This is a genomic window from Leptospira noguchii serovar Panama str. CZ214 (genome assembly GCF_000306255.2).
GTDB classification, from domain to species: domain Bacteria; phylum Spirochaetota; class Leptospiria; order Leptospirales; family Leptospiraceae; genus Leptospira; species Leptospira noguchii.
This window is the reverse complement of record NZ_AKWY02000034.1, coordinates 353032-379249: the sequence shown is the minus strand read 5'-3', so window position 1 is coordinate 379249 and position 26218 is coordinate 353032. Positions and strand designations below refer to the sequence as shown.

Sequence of the window (26218 nt, the reverse complement as noted above, 5' to 3'; positions counted from 1 at the left end):
GTCTCAATCCTACAAGGAAATTCCATGAAACGTAAAAAAACAACATCACTTCCGGACATTACTTATGAGAAAAGGAACACAATTTTGAAACGCATTTTATATTTTGCAACTAGTGTATTACTAATTTTATTCGGAGTAATCACCTCTTATAGTATGCGTTGGATTTCGGATGACGCGTTTATTAGTCTTAGATACGCAAAAAATTTCGCCGACGGAAAAGGCCTGGTATTCAATGAAGGAGAGTTTGTAGAAGGGTATACAAATTTTTTTTGGACAATTCTACTCATTCCATTTCATCTTTCCGATCGAATTGATCCCGTAGAAGCCGGTTACTTTTTGGGAATTCTCTCTTTTTTTGGAACTTGTATTTATCTGATCTTATTTAGTAAAAAGTTATCCCCTATTCCATTTGCTCTTTCTTGTTTTGTTTTACTCTATCACAATCGGGTTTTTGCAACTGGAGGATTGGAAACTTCATTCCACGGGTTTATATTTTTATCAGCTTCATATCATTTGATATATCATAGAGCTACTAACTTCTTTGGAATTATACCCGGAATCTTTTTTTCTTCTTTAAGTTGTCTGAACCGACCAGACGGAATTTTATTTCACATTCTCGCGGGCATTTATGTAATTCTAAAATTTTTACAAGAATCTAATTCAAATCATACAAAATTACGTTTCAACCTTTCTTTAGTGATTCTTTGTATTATCTATTTACTTCCTGCATTTTTTTATATTTGGAAATTAGAATATTATGGAAATCTACTTCCGAATACATTCTACGCCAAATCGGGAGGAAGTCCACGTATTCTTCAAGGACTCATATATCTTTGGTATTTTTTAAAAATGTATTACGGTATGATACCAATCCTAGGACTTGTCCTTATTTCTTTTTTTCAAATGATTAAAAAACAATGGATTCATAAAAATATAAAAAAAGACTTTCGTTGGATTTTGTTAGTTCTATTTCCGATTCTTTACGCGAGTTATTATACTTGGATCGGAGGGGATTTTATGTTCTCTCGATTTTATCTTCCTATTCTTCCTCTCATTTTTGTTTGGGCAGAACAGGAAATTCTATATTTACTTCAACCACACTCTAAACAAAAAAAAATCGCATATTCGATTCTTTATGTTATCCCTATTTTAATTTTATTACGTTGGGATATTTACAAAGGTCTTCCATTGCCGATCCTATCTGGAATCGCAGACGAAAATCAAGTTTATAAAAGGGAATCGGTAGAACGAGTTCGAAATCAAATCCTTCCTTGGAAAAAACATTTTGAAAAATCCAAAGTCAGAGTGGCTTTTGCCGGTTCAGAATGTATTTTGATCTACTATCTAAATCCAATTTTAGCTATCGAAACGGAAACGGGACTTACAGATCCGGTAATTGCAAAAATGGAATTTAAAGATCTAGAAAGAGTAGGACACGGAAAACCAATTCCCATCAAATATCTAAGAGAAAAAAACGTACATCTAATTCTCTATTCAAATGGACTTCCAAAAAAAACAGAATACGACGAGTTTCTCACAGGGGATTTTTCCACACCTTGGAGGATTTTAACGTATTCACCTTCCGTAATGAAAGAACTTCTTAAAATTCCATCCTTTCATGCGGTAGATTTTGGATCCTATTTGGACACTTATAAATACGAATTTAAGAAACTAAATGTGTCACAACGAAAAGAAAAATTCTCTGAATTTGATCTTTATTATTTTAGAAATGGAGAAGATAAAAATAGACGAGAATGGTATCAAAATAATTTATAATTTCTTAAAACTTAACTTTTTACAATCCTTAGAATCTTGATTGCTAAAATCAGGTAGCGAAGATACTCTGCATTTATCGTTGTCCAAAAAAGAACTAACAAAAGATAAATGAGTCAGTATCTCAATTTAAAAACCGTTCCTCTTCTAATATTCGTCTTTTCCATCTCTCTATTATTTTTTTTCGATCCTTCCAACCCTTCTCTTTCTAGAGATTCTATTGTATTTAGTTTTTTTATTTGGGCCGTATGTTTATCCTTTCGAAAAAAGAAACGTAGAATTCATCCTCTTTTCCAATTAGCATGTATTTTATTAATCGGACTTTCTACGATCAACGGAATCAACGCAGCTCCTGTCGTCTATTTCCCTCAGAAGTTGAATTTAAAACTTCTCTATGTTGCATCTCTATGTTTTACGATTTATTTATTTTTTAAAAACGTTCATCCAATTTTTTTATTCATTCACACGGTTGCTTTTTCGTGTTCCCCTCCTCTTTTTTCTAGTATCAAATCGGTTCCTCTTTTACTTTTTGTAGTAACTACTTTTTTTTATCTGGTTCCAAAACGAATTCGAATTTACAAACTACACGCGGTCATTTCGTTTTTTTTCTTTGTCTTACTCATTTCTTCTTTACTTTCTTATAAATCTCAATCGGCCCTTTTACAACTTTGTCTTTTATTTTCCGGAGTTTTGATCTTCTTTTTACTTTCTTCTTATCCAAGTAGATTGATTAAAAAAGGACTTCTTTTAGTTCTTTCTTTAAATCTATTTTTGAATATAATAAATTTATTTTCTGCGGTTCATTTAATCTGGCCATTTAATTTTTTTGTACCTCCTCTTTTTCTTACTTATGCTGGTTTTCCAGTATCTGCGATCGCAGTTATATCTGCATTTTCTGCATTAGTCGCCTTTTATACTGCATTTCAATACCGTGTATATTCCTGGTTCTTAATCCCAGGGGGTATCATCTCTATTTATCTAACATTCTTTAATCATTCTCGAGCGAGTTTATTAGCTTTTATACTTGCGGCACTTTATATAGTATTGTTTTTCTGGAACAAAAAAAGAATTCCGTTTAAAATTTTAATTCCTATATCTGTTCTGATCCTTTTGTTCTCAATCGGAAGTATCCTTTTTATGCCGCTAGAAACGGCTTCTCGTTATTTCAATGCAGAAACTCTTTTGATTCGATTTTCACTTTGGAATTTTCACTTTCAATCGGTTCTTCAAAATTTTCCACTTTTTGGAATCGGCTTAGACGCTGATTCTCTCTTAGCTCATCTTCCAGGAACAAATTCAGAAAGAATCGGCTACGAAGACTTTTATAGATTTTTACATTCTTTTAGATCTTATCCTCAAGCCCATAATCTTTATGTGGAAGTTTTTACAAGTTTAGGCATTTTAGGTTCATTATTTTTTTTATGGATTGCAATTTATCTTTTGTTTATCTCCTATCAGATGCTAACTTCCAAAAATAAAGAAGTTGCAAATTCAGGAATATTCATTTCTAGCGTTTTAGTATTTGTTGCCGTTCATGAATTTTTCGATTATAATTTAGGAGAACAGCATTTTTTTATTCCGGTGATACTTTCCTTATCTTTGATTCGTATGAGACTGAGTTTTCCTATTCGAAAGTTCAAACAGAACCGTTCGTTTAAGACAGTTTATACGATCATATTGATTTTGTTAGGTTTTATTACTTTTCAATTGATTTGGGAACAAAGACTCAGAAATTTAATTTTAGCTTCCACCCAAGACGAAATAGAACTTGATAACTTTCTAATCTATAAAGAGAAGAAATCTTCCGGAAGCCGCAAAAAATTTTCCCATCCGTTTGAAGAAATTTTAAAAAATCAGATTTGGATCCGTTCTGAAGAAAATATAATTTTGGCTTCTTTAATCCTTCGTAAAAGTCCAGACTATCAGGACTTGGTAGAGACTCTTTTAAATCGATGTGTGATTAAAAATCCGTATTCATCCGTTTGTTGGAAAGAAAAAGCGGACGTTCTTAGCAAAAAAGATCAGAACGTTACAAGAGAACTAGAAGAAGGTAAAAAAACGGATCCTTTTCATATTATATTTACGGAATAAACAATTATGTTCAATCGTCTGTTTAACCCCTATTCCCGTTATTCTATCTATATACTGGTAGTTTTATTTTTGGTTTTTAACCGTTCTAAATTAGACGATAAAATTCCATTTGTTTCCAGCGATTCCGAGATTAAATATTATCAAACTATAATGTTTCTAGAAAAAGGAATCCAAGAGTCAGAATGTAGTTACCCTGGAAAAATTTACGACCCAGAATTTAGATATTTTCCATTTGATTATCCATGGGCATTTCTTAAAGAGAACAGAAATCGGAAATGTCTTTTTCAATATCCTCCTATTTTTGCACTTTTAAACGGACTTCCTGCTCATTTATTCGGAACAAAAATCATTACGTTATTACCTCTTCTTTGTTTATTTGGATGTTTTCTAGTCTTTGACAAAATACTTTCCTTGTTTATAGATAAGACGGGGATCGTTTTAATTTTTACCTTGATCCCATTTGCACTTAGTTTTCCGGTTTTATCTTCTGTGGAATTTTCCGAAGTTCCTCTTAATAATTTACTTTTATTGTCATTTGGATATTCTTTGCTCCGATCCCTTTTTTCGAACAAAATTGAAATCAAAAATTCGAATTTTAGAATATTCTCATTTGTTTCTGGAATTTTAGCAACGACCGCGTTCTTTTTAAGAACCGAATCTGCGTTCCCGGTATTTTTATTCGGATTTCTTTCTCTCTTTTCTGAAACAACTAGAAAAAGACTTAAAGAATACTTAATGTTTTCCGGAGTTGGAGCAATCGTTTCATTTGGATTGATAGGTTATTTAAACTTTATTTATTCTGGTCATCCAATGGGAATCCGATTTATTGTTAGTTCGGGTGACGCGATGAATCAATTCTCGTTTGGAAAACAAATTTTCATCTTCCAAGGTTACCTTTTGGGAGATGAAACTAAATCCGGATTTTTAAAAGCATGTCCTTATACAATTTTGGTTTTAGGAATTTTTTCCAACCTAATTCGCAAAAGAACACTTTCCGGCGAAACAATTTTTGGTCTTGTAGGAATTGGAACCATATTTGCGATTTCTTTTTTAAGTCCTTATACCGCAGGGGTTCATCATTTTGGTCTTCGTTATTTAGAATCTGGTTTTATATTTTTATCCGCAGGAATTTTTATATTTCTTTATCAAAGAAATATAGAGTTTCCAAATGCTGGAAAAGTTTTAGTTCTTTTGGCTTTTTTAAGTTTATACTACAATTATAAATTTACAAGAGAAGGTTTTAAAATTTTATTTGGAGCCATAAAACCTTATACAGAAATTCAAAATGAATTTCAATCCAGAAAGATCATCGTTCATAAAGGACAGTTTACAAATTATTTAATCGGTTATTCTTATTTAAACTCGATTCACTTTTCGGTAGTTACGGAAAAAGATTCAATTCTATTAGAAGAAACTTTCAAAAAAAATCAAATAACATCTTATTCGACTTTAGAATACGACCTAGAGCCGCCTAGAGATCCAAATCTTCCAGAAAAACAATTTAAAGAAAAAATCGCAGTTCGTTTTCCAGACACAAATCGTTTCTATAAACAAAAGGATTCTAAAAAAATCCTAAACTTTACGTTAAAAACTTATAAGCTTTCAAATAATTGAATATTCAAAATTTATTTTTTATTTAATTTGTATTTGGTCCAAGATGTCCCCGAGCGTTACCAGAAGCAAGAATATGCACTAAAAGCTTAACTGAATGGAAGAATTTTGTTCGAATTCCTATAGAATATTGGGTGAATAAAAAACTCAATACAACAACTTCCTGAAAAAGCGTTTTCGCATTAAGTTAACGTGAGTTCGACGTAAGAAAATTGGGGCGAATAATAAACTCAGGTGCTGCTCTCTACCATAACCTTACCCACAAGTATTTGGATCTCAATATTAAATCTGTGGGAATTACGACAAATCCTCTGTAAAACTAAGTTCCCTCCCTAGAACGCGATCCGTCGAGAGCGTTCTGCTGAGTTTTCCCACGTTTTGGATGGGGGTAACTCAATGAATTGCTTCCCATGGGTCGCAATTCAGGTGGAGAAGTTAGGAAGACTTTTCTATATCAGAAAAACATACTTTTTGCAAGTAACAAAACTCATTCTTGTCGGAACACTTGAAAAATGTGTGTTTTTGAGCCCACAACGCGATTCATAGAGAGCGTTGTGTTGAGTTTCAAACGCGACCTGTCGAACGACCATAGAAGCGAGACGCTGAGTTCAGAAGAGCGTTTTGTTGAGTTCAATTTTGATTCTAAAATCCTATTCAACTGTGGGTAAGGTTATGGCTCTCTACGGATCGCAGCATAATAATCGCTTTTACATTAATTATACAGAACTCACGTTAATTCAATAGACATAAACCAATTTTTAAATCCCTTAAACATGTTTGAATAAACTTCGAAACGAATAATAGAATTGTTGAAAAATTAATTCTCCACTTAGTTTTTGTTTCATAGAAACGGTCGATTGAAGCAATTTTGTTAATAGCCAACTATGGAATTTTTCAACAACTCTAATGAAATTTTAAAAATCCAGAATAAAACAGACAAATATGTTAGTCGAAAACACGGATGATTTTTTCCAACTTCTTATTCAATTCTTTTAATGCTTTAATAATCACTTTACGATTTTTCGCTTCCTTTATCCATTTAGGAAGTCTTGCAACCATTGACCATTTTGTAGGATAAACAATACGTTCTCTCAGATCCGATTCTATATAATTAATTAAATCATTTATATGATTTTCATTATATGCCCAAATATGATGATTACCAATTTGAAACTTTAACCATAACGGCAAACCAAAATACGGATCTATCCCTTGTGTTACTAAATAGGATTTTTGCCATTGTAATTTTTCTTCCATTTCATAATTACAAACCGGACATTTACACTTTGCAGTTTTTGGAATATTAGAAGAAAATTGAACACGATAAATATGTTTTTCCACCCATTTATATCCACACTTTCCACAAGGTCTTTTAAATGAACCATCAATCGGTCCTTTCCAAAAAGTGCTTTCATTTTTTTTATAAAAACCACACGCCAAACAAACTACTCTTATTGTTTCAGATTGTGAAATAGGGTAATTATATCGAATATCCTGTGCAGTAATGATTGCTATCGATGAACAATTTGGACATTCTACAAAAATCTTGTTTCGATATTGGTTGAGCGATTTTCCTTGATCGAGGTTTCTTTTTTTCATAATCAGTAGTACATTCAATAATTTTGATATTTTTCAACTTAGGCTCTCTATGGATCGCTCTATTTCTTTTCTTCGCAAAGAGACAATCGCTTTTCTGCTACGCAGCTTTTTTGACTAACTCGCTCTCTATGGATCGCTCTATTTCTTTGCTTCGCAAAGAGACAATCACTTTTCTGCTACGCAGCTTTTTTGACTAACTCGCTCTCTATGGATCGCTCTATTTCTTTGCTTCGCAAAGAGACAATCACTTTTCCGCTACGCAGCTTTTTTGACTAACTCGCTCTCTATGGATCGCTCTATTTCTTTGCTTCGCAAAGAGACAATCACTTTTCCGCTACGCAGCTTTTTTGACTAACTCGCTCTCTATGGATCGCTCGTTATGTTCTTTTTAATAAGTGGGCGGTGATCGTTTGTCCAATCGCATTTAAAATTTGGACGCTTAAAAAACTAATCATTAAAATTTCTTTTTCTAAATCAAGAAGCTGAAAAGAATTTCTCCACCAACGAAATACGATAAAAGCAAAAAGTAAAATCACGATCAGTATCATTCTCGCAGAATACCAAAATAAAAGATCTTCGGATAAGTGGATCAGTTTTGAATATAATTTGAGTTCTGGAATTTTTCGAGCCGCCAAAAACAGACCGATGGCCCAAACGGTTTGACCCATAGTAGCGACTAATAAAGAAACGGTAAGAGAATGAATTCCAAAAATATGAAAAGGTCCTATGGCAATAATCCCCGTAAAATATCCTAAAATCGTGACCGCCCATCCTATCCAAAATAGAGTAAAACCGGTGTAATAAAATAGTTGTTGAGAATGAATAAGAATCTGCAAGAGATGTCTCATTCCATCTCTCCAAGTTCTCAGATGAGGAATTCTTCCCGCCACGTCTGGATGTAAACTAATCGGAACGTGAGAAAGTTTTACCCCACTTCTAAGCGCTTTTACCAACATCTCGGAAGCAAATTCCATTCCAGTACTTTCTATTTCCCATTCTAAATATTTCTTTTTTAGAAAACAACGAAAACCTGAATTTGAATCTCTAACACGATTTCCTTTTTTAGAATATAATAAATTAATAATCCAATTGATAACCGGTGTTCCCAAATAACGATGTAAAAAAGGCATCGCCCCCTTCTGAATGGTTCCGTCAAGTCTAGAACCGATCACAAACTCCGCGCCCTTTTCCATTTCTGCAAGAAGTTGTGGTGATTCCAAAAAGTCGTAAGTATCGTCCGCATCCGCAAAAAGTACAATTTCTCCGGTCGCGTTTATAATTCCGAAATTGAGAGCCGCTCCATAACCTCTTTCCTTACAATGAACTACTTTAGCCCCATATTTTTTGGCAATGGATACAGATTTATCTTCGCTTCCGTTGTCCGAAACCAGGATTTCTACATTGTATTGTTTTAATTCTTTTTTGAGTCGAACTAATTTTTCTAAAACGAGTGGAAGAGTTTTTTCCTCGTTCAAACACGGGATTACATAGGTGATATTCTTTTTTTTCATAGTTTAAAATTCCGGAATTTACTTTTTACGAATCGTGACGACTCTCATCCCGTAAAACAATTGATCCTTTCGATCAAAGTTACTTCGTGCAAATAATGATTCCAATTCTTCAAAATTCAAATACTTCCAAGAAGTTTCTAAAATCACTAAATTCTTTTTAGAAGAATCTTGAAGAAAAAGATTCACTTCTTCCTTAGTGTAAAGCCTGGGAACAACCCCTGTAATCTTTGCAGTTTTTAGAAAGTATTCCATGTTATAGGCATGAGAAGAACAAAGGAGAGTAAAATCTTTTGGATGTTCTGCAACGGTAGAAATAATATACTGAGAACTTTCTCTCCATTGTTCCTTGTACGGCTTATAATAGTAACGAGTAAAATAATACAAAGATACAAAAGAAATTAGAATAAGAACAAATTCGAGCCTTCTTCCCTTATAAATCGGAAAAACAGAAAATGCAGTTGCAATCAAAAAGTATAAAACCGGTGCCGTAACCAAAAGATTTCTAGCTGTAATTAATGGCTGAATTGAAGAAAGAATACAAAGCACAATAGAAAAAATAGCAAGAACAATTCCAAATAATATTACAGATTTCTTATGGAGCGAATCCAAAACTACCAATTTCGTTTCCGTAGAATTTCTTTGAAAATAAATAGAAATAAATCCCACTGATAAAGCCACAGAAGCTACAATTCCAGGAACAAACTTCTTTAGAATTCCTGAATGAAAAATCAAATCGAAAAATATAATAAACGCAGTCGTTCCAGCTTCCGGTATCCAAGAAGCAATTCCTATCTTATCCGAATTGAATAACAGATAAAGCACTGGTAAAAACAACAAACCAAAAGAAATCCCAAAAAAGAAAAACTCCTTAGGAAATTTTCTTTCGAAAATTAATTCCTCTATAAACATTCCTAAAAAAATAGAAGCGGACCATATAAATCCGAAAAAGTGAGTATAAGAAGCTAATAAAGAAATTCCTAATAAACTTAAATACAATCTAAGATTTTTTTCTTTCCCGTAGACCAGCTTTAAAACATAGGTTAGTTGAATCGTACAAAACAAAACCAAAAGACTATAGGATCTTAGTTCTTGAGAGTAATAAATGAGCCCCGTAGATAAACTCAATAAAGCAGAAACAGAAACTTTGATTCTTCCTTTGAGTTCTACAGGTGCTAAAACATAAAACGCAAGTGGCACCAAAAGACCGGAAATAGCACTCAATAACCTGCCTACAAAAATCGTAGGTTGTAAAAGTTGAAACCAAAAATACAATAAGGTTTGATACAAAGGTGGATGAGGATCGTCCTTCATCCAACTCCAAAGATCGTTTAAAGAGTTTGCAGAAGAAGCCCGGATTGAAAATAATTCGTCTTCCCAGGGACTTTGTAAATCTAAACGAAAAAGTCTAAAGAAAGCGCCTAACGTAAATACAAAAAGAAAAATCTTAAGATCTTTATTCTTTTTGATTTCCGCCAAAAACGAACTCAAACCGAACACCTATTACCAAATTCCCATAATTCTTCTATATAGATCTGTTTCTAAAATTCCTTTTGGATCTAGTTTCTTTTTTAAAGAATGAAACGTTTCTAAATTCTTTCTTGGAAACGCCCTTTGTACAATTTCCGGTCTCAGAGTACTGTCCTTTGCAAAATAGAACTTACCACCAAATTTCAAAACAGTTTCGTCTAACTCTCCCGCGAGTTCCCAAAGTCTTTTCCGATTTATAGAAGTTACCGGAAAATCCATAGCCATTGAATAACCGTCTAGCGAGTGTGTTAAAAGAAACGAATCCGGTTTATGTTTTTTGAATACTGCAAGCCAGGTTACAACCCCCCTTTTTTGACAGATCCGTAAAATTTCGGAGAACGCGTCTACTGCATTTTCTTTTGGAATAAAACTCTGATATTGAATCATAGAACCTGGTTTATACATAAATTTCCAGTTCGGAACGTAATCCAATAAAAAGGCATACTCTGCGTGACCCTGCAGATACGGTTTATTATTTGTCAAATAACCGGAGATAAATTTTGCAAAGTTGACAAACCTCATTCCTAAATTGTTAGCAAATGGAAGCATAAACATCCACATCCAAGCTTTTGGAATTATCCCTAAAAAGTTACTTGGTAAATTCTGTTTTTCTAATTTACAATTTTCAGGAAAATCAGGGTCCTCTCCTTTTTTTAAATGAATCGCTTTATGAATTAAACCTCTTCCGATAGAATTTCCAGAGGCAAAAGCATCCACCCAACCCACAAGATAATCTGAATTTTTATATTCACTTTCGAAATAATCAAACATATCTTGAAGGTTTGCGCTGACAACGGGCCATACCTTCATCTTTCCGGCGTAGATACGTTTTAATTGAATCGTAACCGTTAAAAAAGCACCTAACATCCCGAAGCCGGAAATCGCTGCAAAAAATAGTTCCTGATTTTTTTTACGCGAACAAACATGAACCTTACCGTCCGGAGTCATAAACGTAAATTCTAGAACGTGATCGCCAATCGGACCCACGGCAAAATTGTTCTTTCCGTGAATGTTCATAGACAAAGCTCCGCCTAACGTTGGAAACATGGTTCCACTCACGACGGGAGGCCAATAACCTTTTTCGATTCCGAATTCCCAAAGTTGTTTGATCGTAACTCCGGACTCCGCTTTGATAATTCCATTTTTAGAATCGAATTCCAAAATTCGATTATACTTAGAAATATCGATCACCGCGCCCTTCGTATTGGTGGCTGCGTCTCCATAACTACAGCCTCCTCCCCGAAAAGTCAATTTGAGCCCTTTTTGATCCGCATAAGAAAATATATTTTTAAAATCTTCTTCCTTTTCCGGAAAAAGTACAGGAGATATAGAATGATGATTCATTCCCCAAGCTTCTACTTTGGTAGGTTTCGGAAGTTGAATTTCAACCGGAACTTTTTTTATATTTTTCACTTTCAAAGTTTTTACGAGAGCTTTCTTTTTAGGAGAAGTTTTGGCCTTGGATGAAGTTGCCATAATATTACCTTTTCAATAATCAAATAGAAAGACGTTTAAAGATAAAAGAAGGGATACAACGGATAATCAAACCCACAAGCCCCCAACGAGCCGGAACGTAAATATTTTCTTTTCCGGAATCCGCTGCTTTCAAAATGATCTCTGCGGCTTCCTTTGCAGAGATCAGCCAAAAAAGTCCCTTCATCCCTTTTGTCATGGCAGTATCTATAAAACCTGGTTTTACGGTAAGTATTTGAACGCCTAACACCGCAAGACGATTTCTAAGAGCTTCTAAATACGTGTTCATTCCCGCTTTAGAAGTATTGTAAACCGGATTTCCTCTTCTACCACGATCTCCTGCAATCGAAGAAATTCCTATGATCTTTCCACTTTTTTGATTTTGAAAAAGATTCGCTGCAGGATTGAGCCAAGCTACACATCCTAAAAGATTCGTGTTTAACATAGAAATATCTTTTTCTACGTCGAACTCGTCCGGTTTGATATTGTGCATAATACCGGAAGCATAATAGATTTCGTCTAAACCTTTCATAGATTTTACAGCTTTTTGAAACGTAGCTTCTGTCTGATCGAAGTTTGTGACATCGTGTTTGATTACAAATGCATTTGTTTTTCCAGATGAATTGAAAGAAGCAGAGATAGACTTTAGTTCCTTATCTCTACGAGCCACAAGAGTGACCGTGTGCCCCTGTTCTAAAAGTAAAGTAGCTAATTCTTTTCCGATCCCGCTAGACGCGCCTACGACGATGATTTTTTTTGCCATATCAGTCCGTTCTACGGGAATAAACGGAACTGACAAGTATGATTTAAAGGTAGAAAATTCTTACCAAGAAAAGTCAGAATATTTTTTTTGAAACTCTTCTGTTTCAATCCAACGATTTTCATTAGGAATCGGTTCTCGAATTTGTGCGGGGTTCCAATACTTTTTATAATCCATATTGGGATGACCGGGAAGAAAATAACCTAGATGAAAGTATTTCATTCCCAATTCTTTTGCATAAAGAATAGAAGAAAGAATGGCAAAACTTCCTAAACTTCTATCCGGATAGCCCGGATCATAAACGGAATATACTGCAGAAAGGGAATCGGAAGCAGAATCTAAAATCATAAAACAAAGAATCTTTCCACCCAAAGACAAAGTCATCTCCAAAGAATTTTCCGTATATTCAAAAAGATTCCAACGCATCCCTTCCAGTAGTTCTTGATCGGATTCTTCAATTACAAAATTTTGATATCTAGATCTTTGGTAACGAAGGTAAAGAATTTCTTTTTCCGAAGTCAAATTCGGAGATTCAAAACAAATCTTAAGATCCAAATTCTTTTTTAGTAACTTCTTACGATTTCGACTGGGAACAAACCGATCCAAAGGGATCCGATAACTCAGACAATCTTTACAACCGTAACAAGACGTACGATAAAGAACGTTTCCGTTTCTTCTAAAACCAGAATCGAAAAAAAACTGTAAGGCTTCTTTTGAAATTTCTTCCGGAAACGGAAAGTATTGAATCTGACTCAAACGATCCGAATAATAAGAACAACTTTTTTCAGGACTAACGGGAAGAGTATTCACAAAGTTTTGAAGTTTATTCTGGATCATTCTAGGAAACGATCACAGATCTTACTGAACTCGTAAAGTTTTTTAGGGAAAACTCGACGAAAGAGATGGTCATTTTCAAGATGGTTTTTTAGAATCTGATCTTCATGTTGTAGAACTTCATCTAAAAAATGATAAAACTGACTCTTAAAATTCATACGAGAAACAGCCCAAGTCTTTTTGAAAAACGAAGTAATTTATTATCTGTTGAATACTTAACAGATCATGTAGATTAGAGTTACTGTTACTGATCCTATAAAATTGAGTATCATGCTTTATTGCAAAGTTTTGTTTGAATGCAAAAAATTGGTACTTTTTCTATATAGCTATGAGTAGAGCAGAATCTTGAATTTAAGGAACAAAAACACTCTCAGATGCACAAATTACTTAAGAACTTCGAAACAAAAAAAAGAGGTCTTCGTATCTCTCTATGTTTCACGATCGCAAGTCTGGTTTCTTTTTTTATCGAAAATACAATCCTACAATTTATTTTATTAGGGTTTGGATTCGTTTCTTTCGTCTTCACTTTGGTTCAACCGGAAACATTTTATTTTTTTACGAATCTGATTTTAGAATGGATCTTAACTTTTTTTAGTGGAATCTTAAAAATTAGTTTATTGATTCTTTATACGATTCTTTGGAAACCGATTCAGGTTTTGATCGATCTATTTAGAGGAGAAAAAAAGTCTTGATTACTATTTATTGCGACGGAGCTTCTAAAGGAAATCCTGGACCTTCTTCGGTCGGAGTTGTGGCATACGTCCATGAAAAAGAAGAATTTAGAATCTCCGAGCGAATCGGAGAAACCACAAATAACGTAGCAGAATGGAATGCCCTAAAAAGGGGTATTGAAGAATGTATTTCCAGAAAGTTTGATTCCATTCACGCTTACATGGACTCAGAACTTGTAGTTAAACAGGTAATCGGAAAATACAAAGTAAAACATCCTAACCTTTTAGATTACAAAAAGGAAGTGGATAAACTCGTTTCTTCCTTACAAAGTTTTAAGATCACCCACGTTCCTCGCGAAAAAAATTCAATCGCAGATAAACTCGCAAACGAAGCTTTTCAAAAATAAGAAAAATTAGAATCGTTTTAGTAATTTTGCGTTTTTAATTTGGTACTTAGCTAAAAAATGTAGGAACTCATACAAATATAACAACGAATAACTGGTTTAAAAAAACATAAATTGCTACAAGAGACGTAATCTGTAGGAACTCATACATTTAAAAAAATTTTAGGAGAAATGTTTGATAAACTTTCATTTTAAAACAAAACAGGCGTTTTTACTTTCGGTAAAAATGTGGTTTTGTATAACTTTAATGTATCCTATCTTTCATTGCGGGCAATCCCTAAAGGATAAACTGCACACTCTACAAAAAGAAGAAAAATTCGAAGAGATGCTTTTACTTTGTCTATCCGAAAAAGAAACCCAAGATACAAAAAAACTTTGTGAACTCGCAACGGAAAAAACCGCCGCCGGGATCGATAGAATCCTTTCCGAAAAAATTGAACTTCCTTTCAGTCAGATCACAGTAGATCCAGAATGGAAAAAGAAAATCGATGCCATTCTTGAAAAAGATCAGGTATTAAAAAATCGATATGGAAATCTCTGGAAAAAAATGATTCAAAATGATTAATATAGATCCAGTTTTATTGATTCAAAAAATTCCTAAAATTTTTCTGGAAGATATACTTCATATTACACAAACGATTCGCAAAGAAGGCGGAGAATGTTATCTGGTAGGAGGTTCTGTAAGAGACTTAATACTATCTAAGGTTCCAAAAGAATTTGATCTTACTACCTCTCTTTTACCAGAGAAAATTCTTTCTATATTTAAAAGAACCGTTCCCACAGGAATCAAACATGGAACGGTAACCATCCTGATACAAGATCGCACCTACGAAATTACAACGTTTCGAAAGGACACAGACTATTTAGACGGAAGAAGACCGGAGATCGTGGAATTTGGAGTTTCATTAAGCGAAGATTTAAAACGAAGGGATTTTACTATGAATGCACTCGCCTTCGATTTAGAAACGAAAATTCTCATAGACGAACATTCCGGTCTCTTAGACATTCAAAACAAAATCATTCGAACAATCGGAAATCCGATCGAAAGATTTACCGAAGACGGACTCAGGCCGATTCGAGCGATTCGTTTCGTAAGTAGTCTCGATTTTCATTTAGAACCTAATACTGCAAAGGCGATTGTTCTTTGCAAAAACGTAACCGCAAAGGTTTCCAGAGAAAGAGTTCACGACGAACTAAACAAAATCTTAAAAAGTAAAAACCCTACTCCTTCTTTAAAATTATTTAAGGATTTTGGAATATTAGAATTATTTACCGAACTTAAACTCTATCCCGTAAAAAACCAAACCGTAGAAAATAAAATCCAAGAAGTTCCGGCATTTCCTATCAGTCTCAGACTTTCTTTTTTACATGCTTGGTTGTTCGGAAATTTTCAAAACCGAAATTCTGCAAAACAGTTTATGAAGGATCTACGTTATTCCAATCAAAACACAAAGGATTCCATCTTTTTCTCGGATACAGTTTCTGTTTTGTTAAACCATAAAAACGACTCTACATTGACCGATTCAGAAATCAGAAGAATTTTATTACATCCGGTTTGTGTTTATTCCGGAAGAAAAAATCTTAAAACCGTAATTGAGTATATTTTAAATCTTGCATATATTTATGAACCAACTCTAAAATCCGTTTTTAATTTTCAAAAAATATTAGATCTATTATCAAAACCACAAGCCCTTTTAGTTACTGAATTAGCTCTTAGAGGTGAAGACATTCTTAAGTTTTGTCCCAATATTCCTCCCAAAGAAATTGGTTCCGTCCTTGGAAAACTTCTTTCTTATGTACTCGAAAATCCAGAAGCAAACCAAAAAGATTCTTTAATTTCACTACTTCCAAAATAAATAATAGAGTTGTTCAAAAATTCCATAGTGACGATCAATAAAACTGCTTCAATCGACCGTTTCCATGAAACAAAGACTAAGTGGCGAATTAATTTTTCAACGACTCGTATGTTCGATTTCACTGAGCGAGAGATTGTAGTGAAAATTCCAAAAAAATTAAAATATGAATGTGAGTTCATGGAGAAAATTTTTTTCTAAAAGTAGGAGTTCCTACAATTTTAGAATTTGTTCTTATTCGGAACTACATAATAAAATCCCAATCCAATATCCTGTGAATTCAGTGAAAGAAGACCAGGGCGAATCCGGCGTTGACGGTCCGCACTTTCAGCTCCAGTCAATAAATTGCATAAAAGAAACGTAATACAATATTTCGTACTTAATTACAATTTATTATAGAACACGATCTGTTGAACGCTGAGTTTGAAAGAACGTTCTGCTAAAGTTACTACGCTTCAATCGTTTTCGCATTGGAGTCTATTGAACTTACGTAAAACGACACTTTATGTAAAACATTTAGGTACTCAGTTTTATAGAGATGAATAAAATAAATCATCAATACGGTTATAAAATTATACCTCTATAAATCGATGTGGGAACTCATACAAAGTAAAAAACATCAATTCTTACAAATCGGATGTGAGAACCTTCATAAAAGGTTTCTTTGAAAATAAACTTCAGCAGAACCCAAAATGTAGGAACTCTTACAAAATTTCCTATTACTAAAAATTCCACATTATGTTCCCTAAAAGGCAAAAATTTCAAAAAACCAACCATAAAAAACTAATTAAACTAGCTCATAAATTAATCAAATGCACATAAAAAAAGCATATAATGACTCACTGTTCCTATTTTATAAGCACAAAATCTATTTATTTAATTTAAATTGTGCCTTTTTCTAGGCTAAATTCTAAATTTTAAGCTATGGCACACATTTTGCATAGTTTGGGCATGGAGATTTAGGAGAATGATGAGAATAAAAACAATAAACCTCGTTGCTTCTGTTTTTTGTCTGCTGGTTTCTTCCCAGTTACTTTCTCAAACTGGAAAGAAACCGGCGACAGATACGGTTGCCCCCGCACCTTCCCAAACGATCGAACTGGAAGAAAAAAAATGGTATGATCAAGTTGAATTTTCCGGATTTGCAGACGTGTATTATATGTACAATCTCAATCCTAAACAAGGCAACGACGTTGATTCAACCAGAGCTTTCGAAACCAGCAACAAAAACTTTGCGGTAAACGCAGTAGCTCTTACCATCCAAAAAGCTGCTGAAAAAAGTTCTCCTTGGGGTTTTCGGATCGACATTCAAAACGGCCAGAACAACGCATTTCAAGAAGCACCTTATTCTCAAAGCAACAGTATCTATAATTATAATATGCTAAAACAAGCATATGTAAGTTTGTATTTCCCAGTTTTAAAAGGAATGACTTTGGATGTAGGCAAGATGGCAACTCATATTGGTTACGAGGTGCTCGAATCTATGAGTAATCCTAACTACTCCATCGGAGCAATTTTCCAAAATACGATTCCATTTATTCATACGGGTGCTCGTTTGACCACTCAGTTCACAGATAAATGGGCCGGTACTTTTTATGTGTATAATAGTGGAGCCGGTACTGGTTATAATTCCCCTGCAACTGCCACAACCGCACCTTTCAATGTAATTACAGACCCAACTTACAGCGGTAATGCGGCTGGAAAGAGTTATTTTGTGGAAGGTCAGACGGAAAGAAAGGCTGTCGGAACACAGATCAAAGGTCAACTGATAGAAGATAAACTATCTATAACCTGGAACACTCTCTATTCCAGCGACGGAGCCTATGCTCGAGTCGATCCTTCTAAGGCGGCTATGGCGACGGAGTTATCAAACGCTTGGGGAGATCCAAAAATAGCAAACTACAATGTCACTAATCCCGCAAGGGCAAAGTATAACAAAGACTATTGGTTTATGAATCATGCGATTCTTTCCATCACTCCAACTGATAAAATTACAATCGATCTAGATTATACTTGGAGTGAAAAATCAGGAGCCCTTGCTAATAACAGTTTAGATCAAAAACGGTATAACGTAGATGCAAATGGTGCGGAAGTTTTCAACAAAGATACTCTTTTCTGGGGACTGAACAATAGACGAGATTTGAAAACTACTTACAAAGCCTACGGTATTTTTGCTAAATTCAAAATCAACGAAAGCTGGGGAGTAAACGTCCGTGCAGAATACATTGACGATAAACATAACAACGGCGCGTTGACCACTTTCAATCCATTTATGGGGCCCAACACCTACTTGAGTGAATTTAAAAAACTTACGGATGCGGCAATTGCAGACGCAGTCGTTACAAGTTTAGCAGCAGATCCAAATTTTGGTCCATTAGGAATTACTAAAGAACAGGTTCTTGAAATGATGAGCGACGATTATAAAAATTACGGTGGTACCAGAAATGCGGGTCAATACAAAACCTTTACAGTTACACCCGTTTGGAACTTTACCGAAAACTTATTAATCAAACTAGATCTTCGCAGAGACTGGGCAACCGGAAAACAATTCGTAGATCAAAAAGGTGACAAAACAGATCATCAGTACGGTATGACCTTAGGTATTGTAGCAAAATTCTAAAACAAAAATTGCTTTTTTTGATTTTAAGCGCCTTCTTTTCAAAAGGCGCTTTTTTTATTTTATAAAGAAATAAAAATTTTTATAATTTTTATGTCAAACACTCAAACCTTTAAGATTTCTTTTTCTTTTTTGTTTTTTTATCAGAAGTTTTCTTTTCTAAATTAGAAGAAGTCTTAGTTTCCGTTGATACATCCAATTCTTCACTTTCATATTCTTCTAATGGATATTGATCTAAATAAGAATACGACTTTATAGATTGTTTTTTAGGAACGTAATCTCTTTCTCCTACTAAAATTAAATATAAAGAAGGAAGCACAGTAAGAACCAACAACAACGCTGAAAAAAGACCTCCTACAATTACGGTGGCGAGTGGTCTTTGTACATCAGAACCTACACCCGATGCAAGGGTGGCTGGAATTAATCCTAAAAGAGCCAAAAGTATAGTCATTAACATCGGCCTGAGTTGAATCACGGCTGCTTTTTTCACTGCTTCCCTTACACTGATTTCATCGTCTTCGTGTAATAAGTGATTGGTTCTAGATACAAAAAGAACTCCTGCCATGGTAGCGATCCCAAAAAGTGAAATAAAACCAACTCCGCCAGATACGTTAAAATAATATCCTCTCATCAAAAGAGCGTAAATTCCACCAACAAGAGACAAAGGAATACATGCAAGAGCTACATAAACATATTTTAGGTTTTTATAAAGTAAAAACAAAACTGCGAATATGATCCCTACGGTAAGTGGAATTACAATAGAGAGTCTCGTCCCCACTCTTGCAAGATTTTCATACTGACCTCCATAACGAATTTCATATCCTTCCGGCAGTTTTATTTTTTTCTGAACCTTTTGTCTTAGCTCCGCTACAAAACCACCTTGATCTCTACCTCGTATGTTGGTTCGAACGGTCACGGTTCTTCTTCCTTCTTGACGAAAGATCATCGTTGGTCCGTCTTCTAAACTGATCTTTGCAAGTTCAGAAAGTGGAATTCTCTCTCCTTTTGGAGAAATGATCGGTATATTTTCAATCGCTCTTTTAGAACTTCTATAATCTTTAGAAAAACGTACTACAATCCCAAAACGTGCAGGAGTTTTAGGAGGAACATCGGAAGGTCCCTCGTAAAGAGTATCGATTCTTTGCATTCCAATTGCGGCTTCCACCATCTGCTGAATATCGTTTACATTGATTCCGTAACGCGCTGCTGCTTCCCGATCAATTCTAACAGTCAATTGAGGACTATCCGCTTCTTGTTCGATCCCAAATTCGCTTGCTCCCTTCATATCTTTAACGATCTCTAAAACTTCTGAAGCAATCTGTCTCATCACTTTCAAATCGTTTCCAGATACAAACACAGCCAAATCCGCGATCGTTCCCATAATCGCTTCGGAAAGATTATCCATGATCGGTTGTGAAAAACTCACTCTGGCTCCTGGCAATCCAGCTTCCAGATCATTTCTCATCCGAATGAGTAACTCTTGTTTGGTGATTTTCTCTTTCCAATTATCGTAATCTTTTAAACTTACTAAAACTTCTAAACGATTCGGAGGCAACGGATCGGTTCCGTCGTCGTTTCTTCCCAACTGAGAAAGTACTACGTTTACCTGTTCATTTCTATAAATCATCTCTCTAATTTTTGGAATAAACTTTCTAGATTCTGGCAAAGAAATTCCAACAGGAAAAAAAATTCTAAGATTAAATCCTCCCTCGTCCATCTCAGGTAAGAATTCGGTTCCAAGAGATAGTCCTCCTATTACGAGTAAAGTACCAACCACCGAAAAACAAATTGTTACAACTCGTTTGGATCTTTCTACAAGATACTCGATTAATCTTTCGTATTTTCTTTCTACCCAACCATAAAACGGATTGTGCCATTCAATCGGACCCGGATTCTGAGATTCGAAATAATTACGATAAATATACGACATCAACACAGGAATCGCGGTCATAGAAAAAATCAGCGCTCCTAAAATCGCAAAAGAAATAGTAAACGCCATAGGTTTAAAAAGTCTACCTTCTATCCTTTCAAAAGAAAAAATAGGAAGGTAAGCTAGTATGATGATTAAAATCGAAAATATGATTTCAGTTCCAACTTCGGAGGCAGAGTCCACTGTAAAACGAACAATCCCTTTTTTTTTATCTGTAGGAGAAGCATCCCGATAACGTCGCATAACGTTTTCAACCATGACTACGGCCCCGTCTACTATGATCCCAAAATCAATGGCGCCTAACGAGAGTAAGCTGGCAGGAATACCTGTGATATTCATCAATAAAAAAGCGAACAACATTGCAAACGGAATTGTAGCCACTACAACCATAGACGCCTTGACACTTCCGATAAAAAAGATCAAAACTAAACTGACTACTACCACACCTTCTACTAAAGTTTTGCCAATTGTCCTTAGTGTATAATTCACTAAATCAGTCCTATCATAGGTATTTCTAATTTGAACTCCATCGGGAAGATAGTTTTCGTTGATCTCTTTTACTTTGGCACGAATTCTATCTCCCATAATGTTTGGATCGCCCCAACGACGAATTGCCACAAGCCCTTGTACCGAAGAATCTACATCGATAAGCCCTTCTTGATCGTTTTGGATCGTATAACCTAAAACCCCACTCGGAATGGGATGTGAAATTTCAACACTCCCTAAATCCCTGATAAAAACGGGAACCCCGTTTTCCGTTTTGACTACTATGTTTTCTATATGTTCGGGAGTACGAATTGCTCCTAAAGATCGAATCGGAAATCCCTGTTCTCCTTGTAAGAGTAGATTTCCACCCGTATTCAGATTATTTTTTTGAATCGCATTGATCACGTCTTCTATCGTAAGTTTATAACGAATCAAACGATCCGGAGTTGTCACTACGTGAAATTGTTTTGGCAAACCTCCAAACGTAACCACATCCGCGATTCCAGGAATCGAAAGCATCTTAGGCATAATGACCCAATCTTGAATCGTCCTAAGCTCCATAGGAGTATGATTGGCTTTTGATTCCACTACGTATCTATAAATTTCACCGACAGGAGAACTCATAGGCCCCAGCGCCGGTTCTACTTCCACAGGAATATCCGCGTCCCTCACCCTTTCCAGAAGTCTGGTTCTTGCAAAGTAGTCATCGGTTCCATCTTCAAATACAAATTGAAATACCACAAGACCGTTGATGGTTCTAGACCTTCTAACTGCAACTTTAGGAATTGCATTCAAAACCCTTTCAATTGGAATTGTGACTCTTTCCTCTACTTCTACTGCAGCCTTTCCAGGAAATTTAGCAATCAGACGAACTTGTGTATCAGCAATATCAGAATATGCTTCTTTTCTAATATCAATCCAAGCCCAAATCCCAAAAACGATTGCGCCAACAGAAGCGGCCAAAGTAGCGACACGAAAACGCATCACCCCTTCCAGTAAACTTCTAATCATGATTTTAATTCCTTGGTTAGGAATAATTGTAATTTTTTTATTTTAAAAACGAAAAATTGAATTCCAGTCCAGTTCATAAATGAAAGATATTTTTATGAGATTCGTAAATTTTAATACTCTAAACGATGAAATTTCTCGAATCTTTTTATGAGAATCCAATGAACGAAATGTAAAATGTATTTGTCAATACATTTTATTACTAAGAACTACAGAATAGAATACCGAAAATCTTTGTAGTAAAAGCCGATTTGAATCCAAAATACTGGGTATTTTATTTTATAGCTCTGAGTAAGTGAATTCAGTGTAAGAAAATCTATGATTCATTTTTCTGAAAAAAATTAGGATTTAAACTTTACTGATCGAATGGGATCTCATACAAAAATAAATGGTTAAAAAATTCTAATGTGACTTAATTTGTGGGAACTACCACAAATCATGATCTTACAAACAAATTCTAAAATCACTTTTAGAAAATTCCTTCTCATTTTCTTACTCCTTGCTCAGGTTTATCAACCTTCCATCCAAAAAAATGTCCAAAAATTTTACGTATAAAAGATCTAAAATTGTTTGTGGAAAATCTGTGAATTTAAAAGAAGTGCAAGCATTTTTTATAATAAAATGCAACTTGAAAAAGAAATCGAAACTTTTCTGAAAACTGAATTTCAGTTTAAAACCAAAATAAAAGGATTCACTGTAGATCTTAACTTACAGTGAATCCAAAAAACTAAATGTTCTATTTAGTTTTTTTGCCTTTATTTGATTTTAATTTCTTTCCGTTTTTCTCGGTTGAAATCTGATTCAAAGATTCTTCCTCATCACTGATAGTAGAATAAATTTCAGATTCAGAGTAAATAGAAGTATAATCGCCGCTTAAACTTTTAGAAGAAGTGTTGCCCTTAATATCTTCTTTACTTCCCATCACTAGAATATAAAGGCTAGGCATCACGGTTAATACCAAAAGAAGAGCAGAGGCAAGCCCACCCACCATTACGGTCGCAAGAGGTCTTTGTACATCCGAACCAACTCCAGACGCCATCGTCGCAGGAATTAATCCTAATAATGCCAGTAACATAGTCATCAATCTAGGTCTAAGTTGGCTAACCGCAGAAAGAATAGAAGCTTCTCTCACAGACATCATAATATCATCATGACGAAGATGATTTGCTTTAGAGACAAACAAAATCCCAGCCATCGTCGCAATTCCAAACAGAGAAATAAATCCAACTCCCGCAGAAACGTTAAAATAATATCCTCTTCCGAGAAGCGCGTAAATCCCTCCTAAAAGAGAAAGAGGAATACAAGAAAGAGCAACGATCACAGATTTCAAATCGCGGTAGAGCATAAATAAAAGTCCGAAAATGATTCCAATCGTTACTGGAATGACAATGGCTAATTGTTTACCAACCCGAGCCAAGTTTTCATACTGACCTCCATAACGAACCTCGAATCCTTCTGGAATTTTGACTTCTTTTTTGACCCTTTCCTGTAACTCGGATACAAACCCTCCTTGATCCCTTCCCCTTACATTCAATCGAACCGTAATGGTTCTTTTTCCGTCCTGTCTAAAAATCATCGTAGGAGAATCTTCTTGAGTAATGTCCGCCAACTCCGAAAGAGGAATCCTTTCTCCCTTAGGAGAAATGATTGGAATGTTTGCAATTTCTCTTGCAGATTGACGATAGTCTTTTGCAAAACGAACCGCGATCCCAAAAAGAGCCCGTTCTTTGGGAGGTGTATCCATAGGACCTTCATACAAATAACTGATTGGCTCCATACCAACCGCAGCTTCGATCACATTTTGAATTTCGCTGATATTGATTCCATAACGAGCGGCAACGGCTCTTTTCAGACGGATTACAAGTTGTGGAGCTGGACCTTCTTGTTCGATCCCGTATTCACTAGCTCCTTTCATCTTAGAAACTATATCTAGAATTTGTTGAGAGATATGACGCATCTCTTTTAAATCTTGACCAGAAACGAAAACCGCAAGATCTGCAATGGTTCCCATAATCGCTTCAGAAAGGTTATCCATAATGGGTTGGGAAAAACTCACCTTCACACCGGGCAATCCTTCCTCTAAATCGTTTCTCATTCGAATGAGAAGTTGTTCTTTAGTAATCTTCTCATTCCAGTTTTTATAATCTTTTAAACCAACATAAATTTCCAATCGGTTTGGAGGAAGTGGATCCGTTCCATCATCATTCCTTCCATATTGAGAAAGAATCATATTGACCTGTTCATTTTTATAAATCATCCCGCGGATCTTAGGAATAAACTTCTTTGCTTCGGGAAGAGAAATCCCCACAGGAAAATAAAGACGAAGAGTAAATCCTCCCTCGTCCAGAGAAGGAAGAAACTCAGTTCCAAGAGACATCATTCCTACGATCAAAAACCCAGTAACTCCTGTAAACGCGATCATCACTACTTTTTTAGAACGATCTACTAGATAGTGTACGATTTTTTCGTATTTTCTTTCTACCCATTCGTAAACGGGGTTATGCCATTCAATCGGTCCAGGATTTTTAGATTCAAAATATCTTCTATAAAAGAAAGACATGAGAACCGGAACCACAGTCATCGTAAACAATAAGGCTCCGAAAATCGCAAACGACAATGTAAAAGCCATAGGTTTAAAAAGCCTACCTTCTATCCTTTCAAAAGAAAAAATAGGAAGATACGCTAAGATGATAATTAGAATCGCGAATAAAACTTCGGTTCCTACCTCGGTTGCACAGTCGTAAGTAAAACGAATAATTCCTTTTTGTTTTTCCGCCGGTGTAGCATTCTTATAACGACGCATGATGTTTTCTACCATCACAACGGCGCTATCTACTACGATCCCAAAGTCTACCGCCCCTAAAGAAAGAAGACTTGCGGAGATTCCGGAAGAATTCATCATCGTAAACGAAAAAAGAAGCGCAAACGGAATCGTGGCGACAACTACAATAGAAGCTTTCAAACTTCCGATAAAAAAGATCACTACCAAACTCACGACCGCAATCCCTTCGAGCAAAGTAGTTCCTACCGTTCTAAGGGTATATTTTACAAGATCACCACGGTCGTATGTGTTTCTAATTCTTGTGCCTTCCGGCATATAACGGTCGTTAATTTCTTTGACTTTGGCACGAACCCTTTCTCCAAATGCATTCGGTTCTACCCATCTTCTCATAGCGACTAACCCTTGTACGGCGGAGTCTACATCGATCAGACCTTCTTGTTCGTTTTGAACCGTATAACCTAAAACACCACTCGGAATCGGATGAGAAATTTCCACAGAACCAATATCTCTTACATAGACGGGAACCCCGTTCACAGTTTTGACTACGATATCTTCTATGTCTTCCGGGGTTCTAATTGCACCCAAGGAACGAATCGGAAGGGATTGTTCTCCTTGTAAAAGAAAATTTCCACCCGTGTTTAAATTATTACTTTTGATCGCTTCGATCACGTCAGAAACCGTTACACTATAACGGATCAGTTTTTCAGGAGAAGTTACAACGTGAAATTGTTTAGGTAAACCTCCAAATGTAACCACGTCCGCGATCCCAGAAACCTGAAGTAATTTTGGAATTACGATCCAATCTTGAATGGTCCTAAGCTCCATAGGAGTATGAGTTCCAGTAGCAGATTCAACTACATATCGATAAACCTCACCTACTGGAGAACTCATAGGTGCAAGAGTTGGGGTGACTTCTTCCGGAATGACAGCGTCTCGAACTTTTTCCATCAAACGCATACGAGCAAAATAATCGTCCGTTCCTTCTTCAAAAACGAATTGGAAAACTACAAGACCGTTAATGGTTCTGGACCTTCTTACGATTAAGTTCGGAGTAGAATGAAGAACCCGTTCGATCGGCATCGTTACCCTTTCTTCCACCTCGAGAGTGGCCTTACCAGGAAACTTTGCAACCAAACGAACCTGTGTATCCGCAATGTCAGAATATGCTTCTTTGCGAATGTCAAGCCAAGACCAAACCCCGACCGCTAATAATAGAGCTGCAGCGGCTAACGTAAAAAATCTATATCGTAGAGCCGATTCAATGAGTAAGTTTAAAAATTTCATGAAT

At 35.4% G+C, this 26218-nt stretch carries 16 protein-coding genes; 8 read left to right on the top strand and 8 right to left on the bottom strand.

Going from position 1 to position 26218, the window contains the following annotated elements:
* Nucleotides 1-24: 24 nt before the first annotated feature.
* From LEP1GSC059_RS19055 to LEP1GSC059_RS19045, 3 genes are all read left to right on the top strand, one after another.
* On the top strand, nt 25-1776 hold the full coding sequence (locus LEP1GSC059_RS19055; protein WP_051196113.1) for a hypothetical protein: 1752 nt from the start codon (nt 25-27) through the stop codon (nt 1774-1776).
* Between the two features lie 108 nt (nt 1777-1884).
* Nucleotides 1885-3864, top strand: a complete 1980-nt coding sequence (locus tag LEP1GSC059_RS19050) for an O-antigen ligase family protein (protein ID WP_020981274.1) — start codon at nt 1885-1887, stop codon at nt 3862-3864.
* Nucleotides 3865-3870: 6 nt separating this feature from the next.
* A complete protein-coding gene (locus LEP1GSC059_RS19045; RefSeq protein ID WP_017214814.1) occupies nt 3871-5478 on the top strand; it encodes an LA_3751/LA_3752 family putative glycosyltransferase in 1608 nt (535 codons plus the stop codon).
* A 942-nt stretch (nt 5479-6420) separates the two neighbouring features.
* Here the strand turns inward: LEP1GSC059_RS19045 and LEP1GSC059_RS19040 are convergent.
* The 6 genes from LEP1GSC059_RS19040 to LEP1GSC059_RS19015 form a co-directional block, all read right to left on the bottom strand.
* A complete protein-coding gene (locus tag LEP1GSC059_RS19040) occupies nt 6421-7074 on the bottom strand; it encodes a hypothetical protein (RefSeq protein ID WP_036025969.1) in 654 nt (217 codons plus the stop codon).
* Between the two features lie 377 nt (nt 7075-7451).
* The gene (locus LEP1GSC059_RS19035; protein WP_002177745.1) at nt 7452-8585 is read right to left on the bottom strand and encodes a glycosyltransferase family 2 protein; all 1134 of its coding nucleotides are present in this window, start codon (nt 8583-8585) and stop codon (nt 7452-7454) included.
* Between the two features lie 18 nt (nt 8586-8603).
* Nucleotides 8604-10082: a glycosyltransferase family 39 protein gene (locus LEP1GSC059_RS19030; RefSeq protein WP_020981164.1), complete on the bottom strand. Its 1479-nt coding sequence runs from the start codon at nt 10080-10082 to the stop codon at nt 8604-8606.
* Between the two features lie 3 nt (nt 10083-10085).
* Nucleotides 10086-11588, bottom strand: coding sequence for an FAD-binding oxidoreductase (locus tag LEP1GSC059_RS19025; protein ID WP_017214811.1), 1503 nt, complete (start codon nt 11586-11588; stop codon nt 10086-10088).
* A 19-nt stretch (nt 11589-11607) separates the two neighbouring features.
* Nucleotides 11608-12348, bottom strand: coding sequence for an SDR family NAD(P)-dependent oxidoreductase (locus LEP1GSC059_RS19020; protein WP_020981218.1), 741 nt, complete (start codon nt 12346-12348; stop codon nt 11608-11610).
* 60 nt (nt 12349-12408) lie between these two features.
* Nucleotides 12409-13182, bottom strand: coding sequence for an arginyltransferase (locus LEP1GSC059_RS19015; protein ID WP_002177742.1), 774 nt, complete (start codon nt 13180-13182; stop codon nt 12409-12411).
* 371 nt (nt 13183-13553) lie between these two features.
* Between LEP1GSC059_RS19015 and LEP1GSC059_RS19010 the strand changes: the two genes are divergently transcribed.
* The 5 genes from LEP1GSC059_RS19010 (at nt 13554) to LEP1GSC059_RS18990 (ending at nt 18727) form a co-directional block, all read left to right on the top strand.
* The gene (locus LEP1GSC059_RS19010; protein ID WP_002177798.1) at nt 13554-13871 is read left to right on the top strand and encodes a hypothetical protein; all 318 of its coding nucleotides are present in this window, start codon (nt 13554-13556) and stop codon (nt 13869-13871) included.
* A complete protein-coding gene (locus LEP1GSC059_RS19005; RefSeq protein WP_002177799.1) occupies nt 13868-14257 on the top strand; it encodes a ribonuclease HI family protein in 390 nt (129 codons plus the stop codon). Before LEP1GSC059_RS19010 ends, LEP1GSC059_RS19005 begins: the two co-directional genes overlap by 4 nt.
* A 172-nt stretch (nt 14258-14429) precedes the next feature.
* On the top strand, nt 14430-14819 hold the full coding sequence (locus LEP1GSC059_RS19000) for a hypothetical protein (protein WP_002177795.1): 390 nt from the start codon (nt 14430-14432) through the stop codon (nt 14817-14819).
* A complete protein-coding gene (locus LEP1GSC059_RS18995) occupies nt 14812-16110 on the top strand; it encodes a CCA tRNA nucleotidyltransferase (protein WP_020981287.1) in 1299 nt (432 codons plus the stop codon). The genes LEP1GSC059_RS19000 and LEP1GSC059_RS18995 overlap by 8 nt, the downstream gene beginning before the upstream one ends.
* A gap of 967 nt (nt 16111-17077) precedes the next feature.
* Entirely contained in the window at nt 17078-18727 is a 1650-nt protein-coding gene (locus LEP1GSC059_RS18990; protein ID WP_020981197.1) for an outer membrane beta-barrel protein, read from the top strand.
* Between the two features lie 109 nt (nt 18728-18836).
* Here LEP1GSC059_RS18990 and LEP1GSC059_RS18985 read toward each other — a convergent pair whose 3' ends face one another.
* Together LEP1GSC059_RS18985 and LEP1GSC059_RS18980 are read right to left on the bottom strand one after the other, a co-directional pair.
* The gene (locus LEP1GSC059_RS18985; protein WP_002177697.1) at nt 18837-22151 is read right to left on the bottom strand and encodes an efflux RND transporter permease subunit; all 3315 of its coding nucleotides are present in this window, start codon (nt 22149-22151) and stop codon (nt 18837-18839) included.
* 733 nt (nt 22152-22884) lie between these two features.
* Nucleotides 22885-26214, bottom strand: a complete 3330-nt coding sequence (locus tag LEP1GSC059_RS18980; RefSeq protein ID WP_020981300.1) for an efflux RND transporter permease subunit — start codon at nt 26212-26214, stop codon at nt 22885-22887.
* Between the last annotated feature and the right edge of the window lie 4 nt (nt 26215-26218).